14 protein-coding genes are annotated in these 14,887 nt (G+C 70.6%); 8 read left to right on the top strand and 6 right to left on the bottom strand.

Features of this window, described 5'->3' with window-relative positions:
• The first annotated feature begins 64 nt into the window (after nt 1-64).
• Both AXZ95_RS07830 and AXZ95_RS07825 read left to right on the top strand, forming a co-directional pair.
• Nucleotides 65-289 (top strand): DUF3107 domain-containing protein, encoded by a 225-nt coding sequence (locus tag AXZ95_RS07830; protein ID WP_018190477.1) that lies wholly within the window; start codon nt 65-67, stop codon nt 287-289.
• 10 nt (nt 290-299) lie between these two features.
• Nucleotides 300-602 carry a hypothetical protein gene (locus AXZ95_RS07825; protein WP_018190476.1) on the top strand — a complete coding sequence of 101 codons (303 nt, stop codon included), beginning with the start codon at nt 300-302 and terminating at the stop codon, nt 600-602.
• A 67-nt stretch (nt 603-669) separates the two neighbouring features.
• Here the strand turns inward: AXZ95_RS07825 and AXZ95_RS07820 are convergent, their stop codons facing one another.
• Entirely contained in the window at nt 670-1,386 is a 717-nt protein-coding gene (locus AXZ95_RS07820) for a ferritin-like fold-containing protein (protein WP_026307127.1), read from the bottom strand.
• Between the two features lie 125 nt (nt 1,387-1,511).
• Between AXZ95_RS07820 and AXZ95_RS07815 the strand changes: the two genes are divergently transcribed.
• Nucleotides 1,512-2,987, top strand: a complete 1,476-nt coding sequence (locus AXZ95_RS07815) for a DEAD/DEAH box helicase (protein WP_018190474.1) — start codon at nt 1,512-1,514, stop codon at nt 2,985-2,987.
• A gap of 97 nt (nt 2,988-3,084) precedes the next feature.
• On the opposite strand, the gene AXZ95_RS07810 is transcribed toward AXZ95_RS07815, so the two are convergent.
• Together AXZ95_RS07810 and AXZ95_RS07805 are read right to left on the bottom strand one after the other, a co-directional pair.
• The gene (locus tag AXZ95_RS07810; protein ID WP_018190473.1) at nt 3,085-4,212 is read right to left on the bottom strand and encodes a hypothetical protein; all 1,128 of its coding nucleotides are present in this window, start codon (nt 4,210-4,212) and stop codon (nt 3,085-3,087) included.
• Nucleotides 4,213-4,275: 63 nt separating this feature from the next.
• Entirely contained in the window at nt 4,276-5,148 is an 873-nt protein-coding gene (locus AXZ95_RS07805) for a PHP domain-containing protein (protein WP_020075136.1), read from the bottom strand.
• Nucleotides 5,149-5,207: 59 nt separating this feature from the next.
• On the opposite strand from AXZ95_RS07805, the gene AXZ95_RS07800 reads away from it, so the two are divergent.
• Nucleotides 5,208-6,851, top strand: a complete 1,644-nt coding sequence (locus AXZ95_RS07800; protein ID WP_018190471.1) for an aminopeptidase P family protein — start codon at nt 5,208-5,210, stop codon at nt 6,849-6,851.
• Nucleotides 6,852-6,965: 114 nt separating this feature from the next.
• Nucleotides 6,966-7,304 (top strand): hypothetical protein, encoded by a 339-nt coding sequence (locus AXZ95_RS07795; RefSeq protein ID WP_018190470.1) that lies wholly within the window; start codon nt 6,966-6,968, stop codon nt 7,302-7,304.
• Between the two features lie 877 nt (nt 7,305-8,181).
• On the opposite strand, the gene AXZ95_RS07790 is transcribed toward AXZ95_RS07795, so the two are convergent.
• Nucleotides 8,182-8,811: a general stress protein gene (locus tag AXZ95_RS07790; RefSeq protein ID WP_018190468.1), complete on the bottom strand. Its 630-nt coding sequence runs from the start codon at nt 8,809-8,811 to the stop codon at nt 8,182-8,184.
• A gap of 76 nt (nt 8,812-8,887) precedes the next feature.
• Here AXZ95_RS07790 and AXZ95_RS07785 point away from each other — a divergent pair, with 76 nt between their 5' ends.
• The 3 genes from AXZ95_RS07785 to AXZ95_RS07775 are packed head-to-tail and all read left to right on the top strand — an operon-like array spanning nt 8,888 to nt 11,874.
• On the top strand, nt 8,888-10,210 hold the full coding sequence (locus AXZ95_RS07785) for a CBS domain-containing protein (protein WP_018190467.1): 1,323 nt from the start codon (nt 8,888-8,890) through the stop codon (nt 10,208-10,210).
• Entirely contained in the window at nt 10,197-10,718 is a 522-nt protein-coding gene (locus AXZ95_RS07780; protein WP_018190466.1) for a DUF1003 domain-containing protein, read from the top strand. Before AXZ95_RS07785 ends, AXZ95_RS07780 begins: the two co-directional genes overlap by 14 nt.
• Complete coding sequence (locus AXZ95_RS07775) at nt 10,711-11,874, top strand: Mrp/NBP35 family ATP-binding protein (protein ID WP_018190465.1); 1,164 nt, start codon at nt 10,711-10,713, stop codon at nt 11,872-11,874. Before AXZ95_RS07780 ends, AXZ95_RS07775 begins: the two co-directional genes overlap by 8 nt.
• Nucleotides 11,875-11,982: 108 nt before the next feature.
• On the opposite strand, the gene AXZ95_RS07770 is transcribed toward AXZ95_RS07775, so the two are convergent.
• Together AXZ95_RS07770 and AXZ95_RS07765 are read right to left on the bottom strand one after the other, a co-directional pair.
• A complete protein-coding gene (locus AXZ95_RS07770) occupies nt 11,983-13,482 on the bottom strand; it encodes an aspartate aminotransferase family protein (protein ID WP_018190464.1) in 1,500 nt (499 codons plus the stop codon).
• Nucleotides 13,469-14,842 (bottom strand): MFS transporter, encoded by a 1,374-nt coding sequence (locus AXZ95_RS07765; protein ID WP_018190463.1) that lies wholly within the window; start codon nt 14,840-14,842, stop codon nt 13,469-13,471. Before AXZ95_RS07765 ends, AXZ95_RS07770 begins: the two co-directional genes overlap by 14 nt.
• Nucleotides 14,843-14,887: the final 45 nt, after the last annotated feature.

Here is a 14,887-nt window from a genome sequence, read left to right as displayed (position 1 = left end):
GGGCCGCGAGCCGTGTGCCGTAGTCTGAACTCACACCCGCCGGTCAGACTCGAAAGGCACCTCAGTGGAGATCCGCATCGGAATCGTCAACGCCCCCCGCGAGCTCAACTTCGAGTCGTCGCAGTCGGCCGAAGAGCTCGCCGGGCAGGTGCAGACCGCACTCGCCAGCGGCACCGGTGTCCTGCAGCTGACCGACGACAAGGGCCGGCTCTACGTCGTCCCGACCGCCGGCATCGCGTACGTCGAGATCGGCACCGAGGAGTCGCGCCGCATCGGCTTCGTCGGCTAGCCTCCCACTCGTGGAACTGCTCTTCGTCGTCCTCGGCGGGGCCATCATCGGCCTAGCCGGACGCTATCTGCTGCCGAACCGTCACACGCACGGCTCCGTGCTCATCCCGGCCATCGGCGTCGTCTCGTCGGCCGTGCTCTGGGTGGCGCTCACCTGGGCCGGCCTGAAGTGGGACGGCGGCTGGATCTGGTGGATCACGCTCCTCGGCACCGCGCTCATCGTCGCGGTCGCCGACCTGCTGATCGGCCGCGTCCGCTCCACGAACGACGACCGCATGCTGCACGCGCTGGCCAAGGGCGCCGTCGCGCGCTGAGCGCACATTCCTGCCGAATGTGCGTTATCGCCCACGCTGAGCGCACATTCGGCACGAATGTCGCGGGCTAGGCGGTCAGCCCGAGCGCGTCCATCCGGCGCGTGTGCGCCGCGATCAGCTCCGTGAAGATCGGCTCGATGCGCGCATCGTCGGCGATCCGATTGCCCGAGAGGTGGAGCGCGGAGCGCGCGACGAGCAGCGTGTCGCCGACCAGCCTCCTGCCCCACATCGCGAGCCGTGACGCGAGGAGCGGATCGCCCGCGATCTGCGCGCGCAGCACCTCCAGCACGCCTTCCTGACCGGACTCCGAGCCGAGCAGGTGCGCGAGGCGCGGTCCGACGTCGCCAGGAAGGCCGGCGGCGAGGCGGATGAAGAAGTCGTCGAGCAGGCCGCCCGTCACCAGGGCGGAGAGCAGCGTCTCGCGCCAGTCCGCGCCGACGATGAGCGCGCTGAAGCCCTCGATCTCATCCGCGAACGGCTTCATGGCGTCGGCCGGGTCGTCCCCGCGGCGCCGGATCTCGGCCACGATCCCCTGATGCTTCGACAGGGCGTGACCGGCGGCCGCCGAGATGAGGCCCTTCGCGTGCAGGTCCTCCGCCTCGGCCGCGACGCGCGACAGCGTCTCGAACTGCTCCAGCTGGAGGTACGCGGACTGGCCGAGATACGGCAGCAGATCCGGCATCACCTCGTGCAGGTCCACGCGGACGGTCGGGATCGTGCGCGCCCGCGGAGTCAGGCGCGGGAGCTCGACGGAAGGCCGTCGCCGGGTGAACCAAGTCGACACGCTCAGCAGTGTATCGGGACCGTCCAGTAGGCTGGAGACGCCGTCGGCGCAGGATCGACGGCCCTACGCCTGCGACAGAGAAACAGGGCGTGGACACTCCAATCGAATCGACAGGCAATTCACCAGTGACTTTCTCAGAACTCAACATCGACCAGGACATGGTGGATCAGCTCGCCGCCAAGGGCATCATCGAGCCGTTCCCCATCCAGACGCAGACCATCCCTCTCGCGCTCACCGGCCAGGACATCATCGGCCAGGCGAAGACGGGAACCGGCAAGACCCTCGGCTTCGGCCTCCCCCTGATCCAGCGCCTCGGCCCGAACCCCGAGCCCGGCGTGAAGGCACTCGTCGTCGTGCCCACCCGCGAGCTGGCCATCCAGGTCTACGAAGACCTCGAGACGGCCGCCGCCGGACGCCCGACCTCCATCGCCAGCATCTACGGCGGCAAGGCCTACGAAGGCCAGATCGCCCAGCTGAAGGGCGGCGCGCAGATCGTCGTCGGCACCCCTGGGCGCCTCCTCGACCTCGCCGGTCAGCGCCTGCTGAACCTCGGCAGCGTCCAGGAGATGGTGCTCGACGAGGCCGACAAGATGCTCGACCTCGGCTTCCTCGCCGACATCGAGAAGCTGTTCGCGCAGACGCCGGCCACGCGCCACACCATGCTCTTCTCGGCGACCATGCCGGGCCCGATCGTCGCGCTGGCGCGCCGGTTCATGACCCGACCGGTCCACATCCGCGCGACCGACCCCGACGAGGGCCAGATCCAGGCGAACATCAAGCACCTGATCTACCGGGCGCACTCGCTCGACAAGGACGAGGTCATCGCCCGCATCCTGCAGGCCGAGGGCCGCGGCAAGACCGTGATCTTCACCCGCACCAAGCGAGCGGCCGCCAAGCTGGTCGAGGAGCTCAACGACCGCGGCTTCAACGCCGCCGCCGTGCACGGCGACCTCAACCAGGAGCAGCGCGAGCGCGCCATGGCCGCGTTCAAGGCGGGTAAGAAGGACATCCTCATCGCCACCGACGTCGCCGCTCGCGGCATCGACGTGGACGACGTGACGCACGTCATCAACCACACCATCCCGGACGACGAGAAGACCTACCTGCACCGCGCCGGCCGCACCGGCCGCGCGGGCAAGACCGGCATCGCCGTGACGTTCGTCGACTGGGAGGACCTGCACAAGTGGGCCCTCATCAACAAGGCGCTCGAGTTCGGTCAGCCGGAGCCGACGGAGACCTACTCGTCGTCGCCGCACCTCTACACCGACCTCGACATCCCGCAGGGCGTCAAGGGCCGGCTCAAGCCCACCCCGGCCGTCAAGGCGACCGAGTCGCCGCGCGGCGGCCACACCGACTCCACCGGCCCGGAGAGCGGGGAGCGTTCGAGCAGCAGCCGCCGTCGCCGCACGCGCGGCTCCGGTCAGGGCGCATCGCAGGGCTCGACGGCTCCTGAGGGATCCGCGTCGGAGGGCGGCGAGGCCAAGGTCCCGGCCGCCGGCACGCACGACGGCGGCGGATCGCAGCACCGCGACGGCAACAGCGCTCCGCGTCGTCGCCGTCGTCGCTCGCGCGGCGGCTCCGCCACCACCCCCGCCAGCTGACCCACCTCCCACGCGAACAGCTCCTGAGTTTTTCGCCCGATTCGTCAGGATCGGAGCGAAAAACTCAGGAGCTGTTTGCGTGGGACGGAGGACGCGCTCAGTACCAGTTGGGGTCGTGGCTCATCTCGAAGGTCCACGCGGCGCATGGCGAGCCGTAGGCGCGGTTGATGTAGTCGAGGCCCCAGTTGACCTGCGTGTTCTGGTTGGTCAGCCAGTCCGGGCCGGCCGACGCCATCTTGCTGGCGGGCCAGGCCTGCGGGATGCCGTACGCGCCACTCGACGTGTTGTAGGCGTCCGCCCGCCAGTCGGACTCATGGTTCCACAGCTTGATCAGGCAGCTCATCTGCTCGCCGCCCCAGCCGAAGGCCGGGAGGCGGCTCGCCGCGTACGCCTGGGCGCCCGCCGGGTCGACCACCATGCCGGGAGGCGGGGCGAACCCGTCGGACCCGCCGCCCGGGTTGGCGGCGGCCGCGGCAGCCGCGGCCGCCGCCTGCCCCTCGGCGTACGACTTCTCGACAGACGCCTCGGTGTTCTTCAGGGTCGCCAGCTGGGCGTACAGCGTGTCGGCGTGCTTCTTCTGGTCGGCGAGCTGGGCGTCGGCCGCCTGCTTCGCCGCGGTCGCGACGTCGAGGGCCTTCTTCGCATCCACCGCGAGCTGGTCGCGCACCTTCTGGGCGCTGGTCGCCTGCTCGCTGAGCGACGCGGCGAGGTTCTTCTGGGCGTTCGCCCTGGCGTACAGCGAGCTTGCCTGGTCGGCGAGCTTCGACACCGCGCCGAGCTGGTACAGCAGGGAGTCGGAGCGCGTCGCGTTCGGGCTGAGGAACAACCGGAGCGACACGGATGAGGTGCCCGCGCGGGTGAGCTGCTCGGCGAGCTTGCCGCTCTGTGCCTTGAGCGCATCCGCCTGGGCCGATGCCTCTTGCGCCTTCTCGGCCAGACCCTGCGCCTTGGCGGTCGCGGTCTGCAGGGCGGCCTCGGCGGTTCCGTACTCCCCCAGCCGCTTGACGGCGAGGTCGCCCGCTGCGTTCGCGGCGGTCTGCAGACCCGTCAGCAGACCGTTGATCCGGTCGACCTCGGCCTGGGCCGCGCTCGCGTTGTTCTTCGCGGCCTGCACGTCGTCCCACGACGGGTAGCTGTCGGCGTTCGCGGGCGTGACGCCCGCAACGACGACGAGGACGGCCGTCAGGGCGGCAGCGGCCGCCGATCCTCGCCAGAACCGTCTCACTCGCGCACCTCGCATCCTTCTCGCCCCGACGTCATGTCCGGGGTCCAGGCTACGTGCTGGTGGTCACGGAGCGTAGAAGGGCGCCGCGCCTGTCGCTTCTTCGATCATCGCGTCGACCACGGCCGGATCGGTGGTGTTCTCCCCCAGCCGGTTGGGCTTGCCCGCGCCGTGGTAGTCGCTCGATCCGGTGATGCGGAGGCCGTATCGGGCCGCGAGCTCCCGCAGCCGCTCGACACCGTCCGCCGTGTTCTCGCGGTGGTCGAGCTCCAGTCCGAAGAGCCCGGCGTCGACCAGGCGCCGCAGCCGGTCCTCCGGGATCACGCGGCCCCGGCCGCCGGTCGCGGGATGCGCCAGCACCGGCAGACCGCCCGCCCCGCGGATGAGGCGGACGCCGGTCAGCGGCTCCGGGGCGTAGTGCGGCTGGAAGTAGCCGCTCCGCCAGTGCAGGATCCCGGCGAACGCGGCGCTGCGGTCCGAGGCGAGCCCGCGCGCGACGAGCGCGTCAGCGATGTGCGGGCGCCCGACGGTCGCGCCCTCCGTCGCCTGCGCGAGGACGTCGTCCCACGTGATGTCGTAATCCTCGGAGATGCGCCGCACCATGTCCTCGGCTCGCCGCATCCGGCCGTCGCGGATGCGGCGGGTCTCGGCGACGAGCGCTTCGTTCGTCGGATCGAAGAGGTAGCCGAGCATGTGGACGCTGGCGAACTCGATGCGGGTCGACAGCTCCATCCCCGGGATGACCGTGATGCCGACGCGTGCGGCCTCGGCTGCGGCGTCCGCCCACCCGGCCGTGGAGTCGTGATCGGTGAGCGCGACGGTGCCCAGCCCTGCGTCGGCAGCGGCGCGGATGAGCTCGGCCGGGGTCTCCGTCCCGTCGGACACGCTGGAGTGCGTGTGCAGGTCGACGGGACCTCGGAACCGCCGCGCATCAGCCATGGTGACCATCCTAGGAGGGCGCTGACCGGCCGGGCGCATGGCGGCCAGCGGGTGGAAGAATGGACGCCATGTCCTCCCAGCCGACCACGCCAGCCACCGCAGACGCCGACATCGCGACCGACACCGCGACCGACACCGTCGACGACCCGACCGCCGCAGCGGTCGCCACGACGACCGAGACGGCTGCCGCCGCCGAGTCCGATGAGGCTCCGCGCGCGACGCAGAACCGCTCGACGACCCCCGGTTCCGATGCTTTCCGCGAGTACATCGGCTCGGGATGGGCCGAGCGTCCGGAGGTCGTGCCCGAGCCGCGCCGCCAGGCGCAGTATGCGGCGGCCCGTCGTGCGCGCGTGTCCGAGCTGTTCCCCGGGAAGCGCCTCATCATCCCGGCCGGGCGCCTCGCGCAGCGCTCCAACGACACCGACTACCCGTTCCGCGCGCACTCGGCGTTCGCGTACCTGACGGGCTGGGGTTCGGACTCCGAGCCGGGCAGCGTCCTGGTGCTGGAGCCGACGGCGTCCGGACACGAGGCGACCCTGTACTTCCGCGAGCGGGCGGGACGCGACTCCGACGAGTTCTACGCGAACCCCGAGATCGGCGAGTTCTGGATCGGTCCCCGTCCGTCGCTCGCGCAGGTCGCCGGCGACCTCGCGCTGGCCACCCGCGGCATCGCCGAGGTGCGCTCGGTGCTCGACGCGGTGGACGGCGACACCGTCGTGCTGCGCGAGGCCGACCGCGGCATCACGGACGACGTGGATGCGGCGCGCCTGCTGCTGGGAGACGGTTCCGACGGCGACGGCGACGGCACCGATGTCGACCCGGAGGACCACGATGAGGATGACCGGCTGGCCCGCGAGCTCTCCGAGCTGCGCCTCGTCAAGGACGAGTACGAGATCGCCGAACTGCGCGCCGCGGTCGCGGCGACCGCCCGCGGCTTCGACGACGTGATCGCCGACCTGCCGCGCATCACCGCGCACCCGCGCGGCGAGCGGCTCGTCGAGGGCGTCTTCTACGGCCGCGCCCGCGCCGACGGCAACGCGGTCGGCTACGACACGATCGCGGCGAGCGGACCGCACGCGTGCATCCTGCACTGGACGCGCAACGACGGCCCCGTGGTGCCGGGCGACCTCATCCTGCTGGATGCGGGCGTCGAGCTGGACAGCTACTACACCGCCGACATCACCCGCACCTTCCCCATCGACGGCACCTTCACCGAGACGCAGCGCCTGATCTACGAGGCGGTGCGGGAGGCGGCGGACGCGGCGTTCGCGATCGTGCGGCCCGGCATCCGGTTCCGCGAGATCCATGCGACCGCCATGGCGGTCATCGCTCGGCGCACCGCCGAATGGGGGCTGCTCCCGGTCAGCGCCGAGGAGGCCCTGGAGGTCGAGAACCAGCAGCATCGCCGCTACATGGTGCACGGGACGAGCCACCACCTCGGGCTCGACGTGCACGACTGCGCGCAGGCGCGCCGGGAACTCTACCTCGACGGCGTGCTCCAGCCCGGAATGGTGTTCACGATCGAGCCCGGGCTCTACTTCCAGCCGGACGACCTGACCGTCCCCGAGAGCTTCCGCGGCATCGGCGTGCGCATCGAGGACAACATCCTGGTCACCGAGGACGGCGCCGAGAACCTCTCCGCCGACATCCCGCGCACCGCGGACGATGTGGAGGCGTGGGTGCGGCGGCTCTCGCAGCGCTGAGTTCGTCCGATGCGGCACCAGCGCAACTTTGCATTGCACGAAAGTTACTGCAACGTCTAGGCTAGCAACGCCACCTAGCACTGCGCATGATGCAGTTCGAGCTTTGAAAGACCAATGACCACGACACCCATCACTCGCAAGAACGTCGTCGCAGTGCGCCTCGATGACGAGGAGCTGGTCCGTTGGAAGACAGCGGCGTACAACGACGGTCGCAGCCAGGTGGGACAGTGGGTTCGCGAATCGATCGAGGAAAGCCTTGGCATGCGAGCACCGGTCACTACTCGATCTTCCAAACTGATCGGAGTGCTCCGACTTCAGAATCAGGCGCTGAGCCTAATCGCGCATCATCTGGAGCACATACTGAAGACGGGCGCGATCAGCGACGAAGTCCTCCAAAGAATCGAGAGAGCGGTGTTCGAGGCGAAGCAGATCAGAACAGAGGACGACGAGTGAAGACCCCCACGCGCATCCTATTGAGGCGGAGCCTGTTTCTACTTTTCGCTGCGGTGTCAGTCAGCCTTGCCGCCGTGGCGGTTGCCCGCGTCTTCGCCGAGGGGGTATTCAACCACGACGCGCTTGTTCTGTTGATGTTCGCTGCGATTGCGGCGGTGCTGGCATGGGCTAGCGGGCAGATCCTGGCGGCGCCAGAGGGTGGGCACGACGAGACGCGCCCACCCTCTAACCGCTAGAAGCTTCCGCCTCCGGGCCGATCGCGGCTCGACTTCTTAGCTGGAATCCAGCCATTCAGGCAAGCAACATAGTTGGTGTAGCGGATGCCTTTTCGCAGGAGACTCCCGGACGCAAAGCCCGAGTATCCAGCGCAATCAGCGGCAGCCCTTGCCTTGATGTGGATAGCGCCCGCGCTGTGTGCGGGCGCAGCATTCGCTGCGGTCGCTCCCCCCAGAACTAGGCCGACTGCCAGTCCTCCTGCGGTTAGAACCCGTGCAAGCTTGTTCATGTGAACCATCCTTAATTGGCGTCAAATATGCCAATTTCGGACCCTAACCAACGTTGACTATCTCGTATCGCGCGCCTGACTGCTGCGAGCTGTGACGAGCGAATACGTGCTCGACAATTTCCCGTCGTTTGGCGGGATTCGCGGCATTGCGGCACTTTGGTTGCGGCCAACCTGCGGCCAGGCTGCTCGCCCCACGCAAGGTTCAAACCTCAGGGGCGCAGGCGATCCCTAGGCCCACGTCTCTTGGTGAGAAACCCCTCAACCGGGACAAACGTGGAGGCGGGTGCGGTGCCTCTGGCAGGGCGAACGCGCACTGAAATGCGGAACGGAGCCGCCCTGAGGCGGCGCCGTCCGGCCTATCGGGGCCTTTCGTCAGGCCGAGGGTGCGGGCGGACGCTCGTCGCCCGGCTGGGGAGCGACCGGCGGTGCCGACGCGGGAGGCGCGGGCGGCGGGTCGGACGGGTGCTGCGGCTGTGCGGGCGGCGTCCATCCCGGGGCCGCGGCCGGCTCCTCGGCTCCCCCGCTCGCGAGCAGGTTGCGTGCGCGGTTGCCGAGGTCGGAGTCGACGAGCACCGAGTAGCTGGTCGCGATCACCTGCTGGACGGATGTGAAGTCGCGCCTGCGCCGGTTGATCGCGTAGGAGACGATGCCCCACAGCATCCCGAATCCCGCACCGAGGAGCAGCGCGGCGAGCACGAACGCGAGGCTGACCGACGGCGAGAAGATGATGAGCAGCAGGCCGAAGAAGATGCCGAGCCACGCACCGGACGCCGCACCCGCCAGTGCGACGCGGCCCCAGGTGAGCTTGCCGGTGACGCGCTCGACGCTCTTCAGGTCGCTGCCGACGATCGAGACCTTGTCGACGGGGAAGTCGGCGCGCGCCAGCACGTCGACCGCCTCCTGCGCCTCGGGATAGCTCTCGAAGGTGGCGACCACTTCGCCTCGCGGCAGGGTCGGGAAGAGGATTCGGTTGCGCCCGTTGTTCAGCCCAGGTGTGCTCATCCACCCATTGTTCCATCCAGTCTTGGCGAGGGCACGGAAACAGCCTTCGTTCACCTGCGAGGGCTAGGTTAACAGGGTGAGTTCGCCCAGAGTCTTCGTCGCCCGCCTGGCCGGGACGACCGTGTTCGATCCCGTCGGAGACCGGGTCGGCAAGGTCAGGGACGTCCTGGTCGTGTACCGCAAGAACGACCCTCCCCGCGTCGTCGGGTTGATCGTCGAGATCCCCGGGAAGCGCCGCGTGTTCCTGTCCATCGGGCGGGTCACCAGCATCGGCAGCGGGCAGATCATCACCAACGGCATCATCAACATGCGCCGCTTCGAGCAGCGCGGCGGCGAGGTGCGCGTGATCGCCGAGCTCCTCGGCCGCCGGGTCGTGTTCACCGACGGCGGCGGCGAGGCCACCATCGAGGACGTCGCGATCGAGGAGACAGAGACCGGCGACTGGGCGGTCAGCCAGCTGTTCGTCCGCAAGCCCAAGGCGGGCGGCTCCCCCTTCGCCAAGGGCGCGACGACGTTCGTGACCTGGAACGAGGTGCGCGAGAAGCAGAAACTCGGCGAGGCGCAGTCTGCCGAGCAGCTCATCGCCACCTACTCGGAGCTGAAGCCTGCCGACCTCGCGAACACCCTCCTCGACCTCCCTCAGCAGCGGATGCTGGAGGTCGCGGAGGAGTTGCCGGACGACCGTCTCGCCGACGTGCTGGAGGAGATGCCGGAGAGCGAGCAGGTGCAGATCCTCGCCCAGCTCAACGACGACCGCGCCGCGGACGTGCTCGACCAGATGGAGCCGGACGACGCAGCCGACCTCATCGCCCAGCTCTCCGACGAGCGCGGCGAGCACCTGCTGGAGCTCATGGAGCCGGAGGAGGCGGACGACGTCCGCATGCTCCTCAGCTACAACCCGGACACCGCGGGCGGTCTGATGACGACCGAGCCGATCATCGTCTCGGCCGACGCGACGGTCGCGGAGGGCCTCGCCCTGATCCGCCGTCACGAGCTCGCGCCCGCGCTCGGCGCCGCGGTGTGCGTGACCCTGCCGCCGTACGAGCCGCCGACGGGCCGATTCCTGGGCGTCGTGCACTTCCAGCGGATGCTGCGCTATCCCCCGCACGTGCGCCTCGGCACCCTGCTCGACCCGAGCCTGGAGCCGGTCACCGCCGACACCTCCGCAGCGGAGGTGTCGCGCATCCTCGCCTCGTACAACCTCGTCTCGGTCCCCGTGGTCGACGACAAGCATCGTCTCGTCGGGGTGGTGACCATCGACGACATCCTCGACTATCTGCTCCCCGACGACTGGCGAAGTCAAGACGAGGACGAGCCCGTGAAACGCACGGCGCCGTCCGACCAGACCGGAAGCATCCGCATCGTGAACGGAAGGAGGGGCGGAAGTGGCAGGAGGTAGGCAGGACGCGGGGCTCGACGCCCCGAAGGGACTCCGGACGCCGGTGCTGCGGCGCAGCCCGCTGGAGTCGCGCGACCGGTTCGGCCGGTTCACCGAGTGGATCGCGCGGGCGATGGGAACGCCGTGGTTCATCCTGGGTCTGACCGTCTTCGTCCTCGCGTGGATGGCGTGGAACACGCTCGCCCCGAACGCGTGGCGGTTCGACTCCGCGGCCCTCGGGTTCATCGCGCTGACGCTCGTGCTCTCGCTGCAAGCATCGTATGCCGCTCCCCTGATCCTGCTCGCGCAGAACCGTCAGGACGACCGCGACCGCGTGCAGATCGAGCAGGACCGGCAGCGTGCGGAGCGCAACCTCGCCGACACCGAGTACCTGGCGCGCGAGGTCGTCGCCCTGCGGCTCGCGGTGAAGGACATGGCGACAAAGGACTTCATCCGCGCCGAGCTCCGCTCGCTGCTCGAGGACCTCGAGAGGGGCGACGCGGGCGAGGGCGAGCAGGCCCGTGCCTGAGCCGGACAGCGCGGGAGCCGATCTCGCCGTCGCCGTCCGGAGCGCGCTCGGGGCGGTGCTCGACCCTGAGATCCGCAAGCCGATCACCGAGCTCGACATGGTGGGCGGCGTGGAGGTGGATGCGCAGGGCCGTGCCGAGGTCGGCATCAAGCTGACCATCGTCGGCTGCCCGGCGGCCGACGCGATCGAACGCGATGTGCGCGCGGCGACCGCCGCCGTCCCCGGTGTGACCGAGGTCGCCGTCGACGTCTCCGTGATGACCCCCGCCGAGCGGCGAGCTCTGACCGACCGCCTGCGGGCGGGCCGACCGGCGCGCGGTCAGCAGTTCGGCCCGGAGTCCCTGACCCGCGTCTACGCCGTCACGAGCGGCAAGGGCGGAGTCGGCAAGTCGACGGTCACGGCCAACCTCGCGGTCGCCCTGGCGGAGCGCGGGTTACGGGTCGGGATCGTGGATGCGGACGTGCACGGCTTCTCCATCCCCGGAATCCTGGGCCTGACCGACGAGAACGGCGTCGCGCCGCGGCCGACGCGCGTGGATGACATGATCCTTCCGCCGGTCGCCTACGGCGTGAAGGTCGTCTCGATCGGGATGTTCGTCGATTCGGCCTCCGCGGCCGTCGCGTGGCGCGGGCCGATGCTGCATCGCACCATCCAGCAGTTCCTGTCGGACGTGTACTTCGGCGACCTCGACCTGCTGCTGCTCGACCTCCCGCCGGGCACCGGGGACGTCGCGATCTCGGTCGGCCAGCTGCTCCCGGGCGCGGAGGTCCTCGTGGTGACGACACCGCAGCCGGCCGCGGCCGACGTGGCCGAGCGCAGCGGCGTCGTCGCGCGTCAGACCGGTCAGCGGGTCATCGGCGTCATCGAGAACATGGCGGGGCTCGTGCAGCCGGACGGCAGCGTGCTCGACCTGTTCGGCTCCGGCGGCGGCGCGGAGGTCGCGCGACGGCTGTCGGCCGGACAGGAGGAGGAGGTGCCGCTGCTCGCCAGCGTGCCCCTCAGCATCCCGCTGCGGGCCGGCGGCGACACCGGAGCGCCGATCGTGGTGACCGACCCCGCGGACCCTGCCGCCGCTGCGATCCGCGCCGTCGCCGACCGCCTGGCGACCCGCTCGCGTGGCCTCGCCGGCCGCAAGCTCGGTCTCTCCGTCCGCTGACCCCGAACCCCCCGCCGTCGAGTCCGCATATTTTGCACGCTCAACGCCCCCTCAGCGTGCAAAGTTTGCGGACTCGACGGTGGGACGGAGGCGGGAGGCGGGAGCGGGTCAGGTGTCGGGGGGCTCTACGGCGCGGGCGAGCAGCTCGGTGAGGAGGCGTTCGGTGACGGGGCGCGGCAACGCCGAGACGAGCGCGAGCAGCGGCGCCTGATCGTCGGGGAGGCCGGGGGTCGCGCCTCCCGCGAGGCCGATCGAGCCCAGGATGTGGGCGGCCGTCGCCGAGTCGAGTTCGACGTCGCCCGCCGCGAGTCCCGCCAGCAGGTCCCCGGGCAGGGCGGCGAGCACCGCATCCCCGTCGACCGGGGGCACGCCGCGTGCCTCGTCGGCGGCACCGCGCAGGGCCGCCTCCAATTCGTCGATCCGCGCCTCCGTCACCGGCGTGATCGTGAGGTGGGTGGTGTGCGGGAGGCGCGTGCCGTCCGGCTGCACCAGCCCCGGCTGCAGCTGCAGCACCCAGCCGCGGCGCCGCACCCGGTCGGCCCAGTGGTGCGGGTCGACGCGGCGCTCCGGCGGCACCGCGTCGTCGGTCGTGACGGCGAGCAGCGGACCGGTCGGGTCGCCGAGCACGCGCAGCCCCTCGATGTCGCCGACGATGTCCTGCAGCCCGCGGGTGGCACGACGGCACGACTCGGCGAGGCCGGCGAAACCGCGGGCTCCGAGCGCCTGGATGATCGCCCAGGATGCCGCGAGCGACCCGGCCGACTTCGACCCGAGCAGGGTGGAGTTGACGACCGGATACCCCGGCCAGCCTGTCGTCGCGACGTACTGGCGCCGCTGACGGTCGCGCCCGCGCTGCAGCAGGACGCTGGCTCCCTTCGGCGCGTAGCCGTACTTGTGGAGGTCGGCCGAGACGCTCGTCACGCCGGGCACCCGGAAGTCCCACGCCGGCAGCGCCGATCCGTCCGCCGCCCGCCAGAACGGCAGGATCCACCCGCCGATGCAGGCATCCACATGGCAGGCCACCCCGGCGTCGTCGCACGCGGCGGCCACCTCCTCGATCGGGTCGAGTGTCGCGTACGGGTACGAGGGCGCCGAGACGACGACAAGCGCAACGTCCGGACCGATGCGCTCGATCAGACGGGATGCGTCGAGCCGCCCGGTCCGCGCGTCCACCGGCACGAGGTCCAGCGTCAGGTCGAACAGTGCCGCCGCCTTCTGGAACGCCGCGTGCACGGTCACCGGCGCGAGCAGCCGGGGCGTCCCCGTGCCGCCCGCGGCGCGCCAGACGTCGCGCGCGGTCTTCACGGCGAGCAGACACGACTCCGTCCCTCCCGAGGTCACCGAGCCGACCACGTCGTCCCCGCCGTGCAGCAGCTCGCGCGCGAACCCGACGACTTCGCGCTCCATCACCGCGACGGACGTGAACGTCGTCGGATCCAGGCCGTTCACCGGCTGCACCAGCCGCATGGCCTCGGCCGCGAGCTCGTCGATCTCGGGCATCCCCGAGTCGTACACGTAGCTCAGCACCCGGCCGCCGTGCGTCGGGGCGTCCGCCTCGCGCAAGGCGGCGAGGCGCCCGAGGATGGCCGCTGCGTCAAACGACGACATCGATGTCTCCCTTTCGGAGCCGGTAGCGCGCCAGCGGCACCAGGCTGATCGCGATGATGATCGCCGGCACGAGGCTGAAGCTCAGGGCGATCCCGGCGACGGCGCTGGCCGGCTGAGACGCGCCCGCCTCCGCCACGGCCGCACTGCGCGAGACGTAGCCGCTCACCGCGAGCACGATGCTCAGCACGGTCGCGCCGAGCGCCATGCCCGTCGTCTCCCCCGCCGTCCACATACCGCCGAAGGTCCCCGCCCGGCCCTCGCCGTTGCGCCGCGCGTCGTGCGAGATGACGTCGGGCAGCATGGCCATCGGCAGGGACTGCATGCCCGCGTACCCGGCTCCCGCCAGGGCGACGGGTGCGTAGACCCACGCGCCGGGCGCCCACAACAGCGCGACCATGGACAGGGCCGCCAGCCCGAACAGGACGCTCGCGATCACGAAGCCGCGCTCCTTGCCGATGCGGCGCGCGATGACGCCCCACAGCGGCGTCACGATGAGCGCGGGGCCGATGAGCGCGACGAACAGGAACGTGACGGCGTCCTCCGAGTGGAGCACCCACGTGGCGACGTAGTTGGCCCCGGCGAGCATCAGGCCGGTGGCCAGTCCCTGCAGCAGGAACGTCAGCAGCAGGGCGCGGAACGGCTGGCTGTCGCGCAGCACGCGCACCCCGGCCGCGTAGTTCGAGCGCACGGTCGCGACGATGCTCTCTCGTCTCGGCGGCTCGGCAGCGGGCAGTCCGCGCGGCGCGACGAACGCCGAGACGAGCATCCCGGCGCCGATCGTCACACCGGCGACCAGCGCCATCAGGAAGTACCCCGCGAAGGCGTTGCCCTCGCCGAGCGACCGCAGCGCCGGCCCGCCGGCCCCGAACAGCAGGATGGCGAAGGTCAGAACCACCACGCGCCAGGTCAGCAGGCGCGTCCTCTGGTCGTATCCGGATGCGAGCTCGGCCGGCAGCGCGATGTACGGCACCTGGAACAGGCTGAACGCCGTCGCCGTCAGCACGAAGGCGAGCAGCACCCAGACGGCGGCGGCCGCTGCCGGCGTCCCGGGCGGGACGGCGAACGTGAGCAGGAAGAACACCGGCAGCGCGAGCGCGCCCAGCAGCATCATCGGCCGGCGGGAGCCGCGCACGGCGAGCATCCGGTCGCTGCGGGCGCCGATCACCGGGTCGATCACCACATCCCACACCTTGGCCACCGTCACGACCACGCCCGCGACGATCGCGGCGACACCCAGCGAGTCGGTGAGGTAATAGACGAGCACCAGCCCGGGAAGGGTCGCGAAGCCGCCCGTGCCGAGCGACCCGACGGCGTACCGCGCGACGGTCGCCCTGCTCAGCGACTGCTCCGTTGCGATCATGTCCGCAGCGTAGTGGATGCGCGACCGCGCAGCCCGCCGCGCCGC

Origin of the sequence: Leifsonia sp. 115AMFTsu3.1 (genome assembly GCF_004362795.1) — a bacterium.
Taxonomy (GTDB): Bacteria; Actinomycetota; Actinomycetes; order Actinomycetales; family Microbacteriaceae; genus Leifsonia.
Note: the sequence above shows the minus strand (reverse complement) of the source record. Positions and strands in the feature narration are given on the sequence as shown.

Excerpts from the sequence above, each read along its gene's own strand:
- AXZ95_RS07805 (WP_020075136.1), bottom strand. The coding sequence starts at position 5,148 with ATGGCTGATGCGCGGCGGTTCCGAGGTCCCGTCGACCTGCACACGCAC.
- AXZ95_RS07800 (WP_018190471.1), top strand. The coding sequence starts at position 5,208 with ATGGACGCCATGTCCTCCCAGCCGACCACGCCAGCCACCGCAGACGCC.
- AXZ95_RS07795 (WP_018190470.1), top strand. The coding sequence starts at position 6,966 with ATGACCACGACACCCATCACTCGCAAGAACGTCGTCGCAGTGCGCCTC.
- AXZ95_RS07790 (WP_018190468.1), bottom strand. The coding sequence starts at position 8,811 with ATGAGCACACCTGGGCTGAACAACGGGCGCAACCGAATCCTCTTCCCG.
- AXZ95_RS07770 (WP_018190464.1), bottom strand. The coding sequence starts at position 13,482 with ATGTCGTCGTTTGACGCAGCGGCCATCCTCGGGCGCCTCGCCGCCTTG.
- AXZ95_RS07765 (WP_018190463.1), bottom strand. The coding sequence starts at position 14,842 with ATGATCGCAACGGAGCAGTCGCTGAGCAGGGCGACCGTCGCGCGGTAC.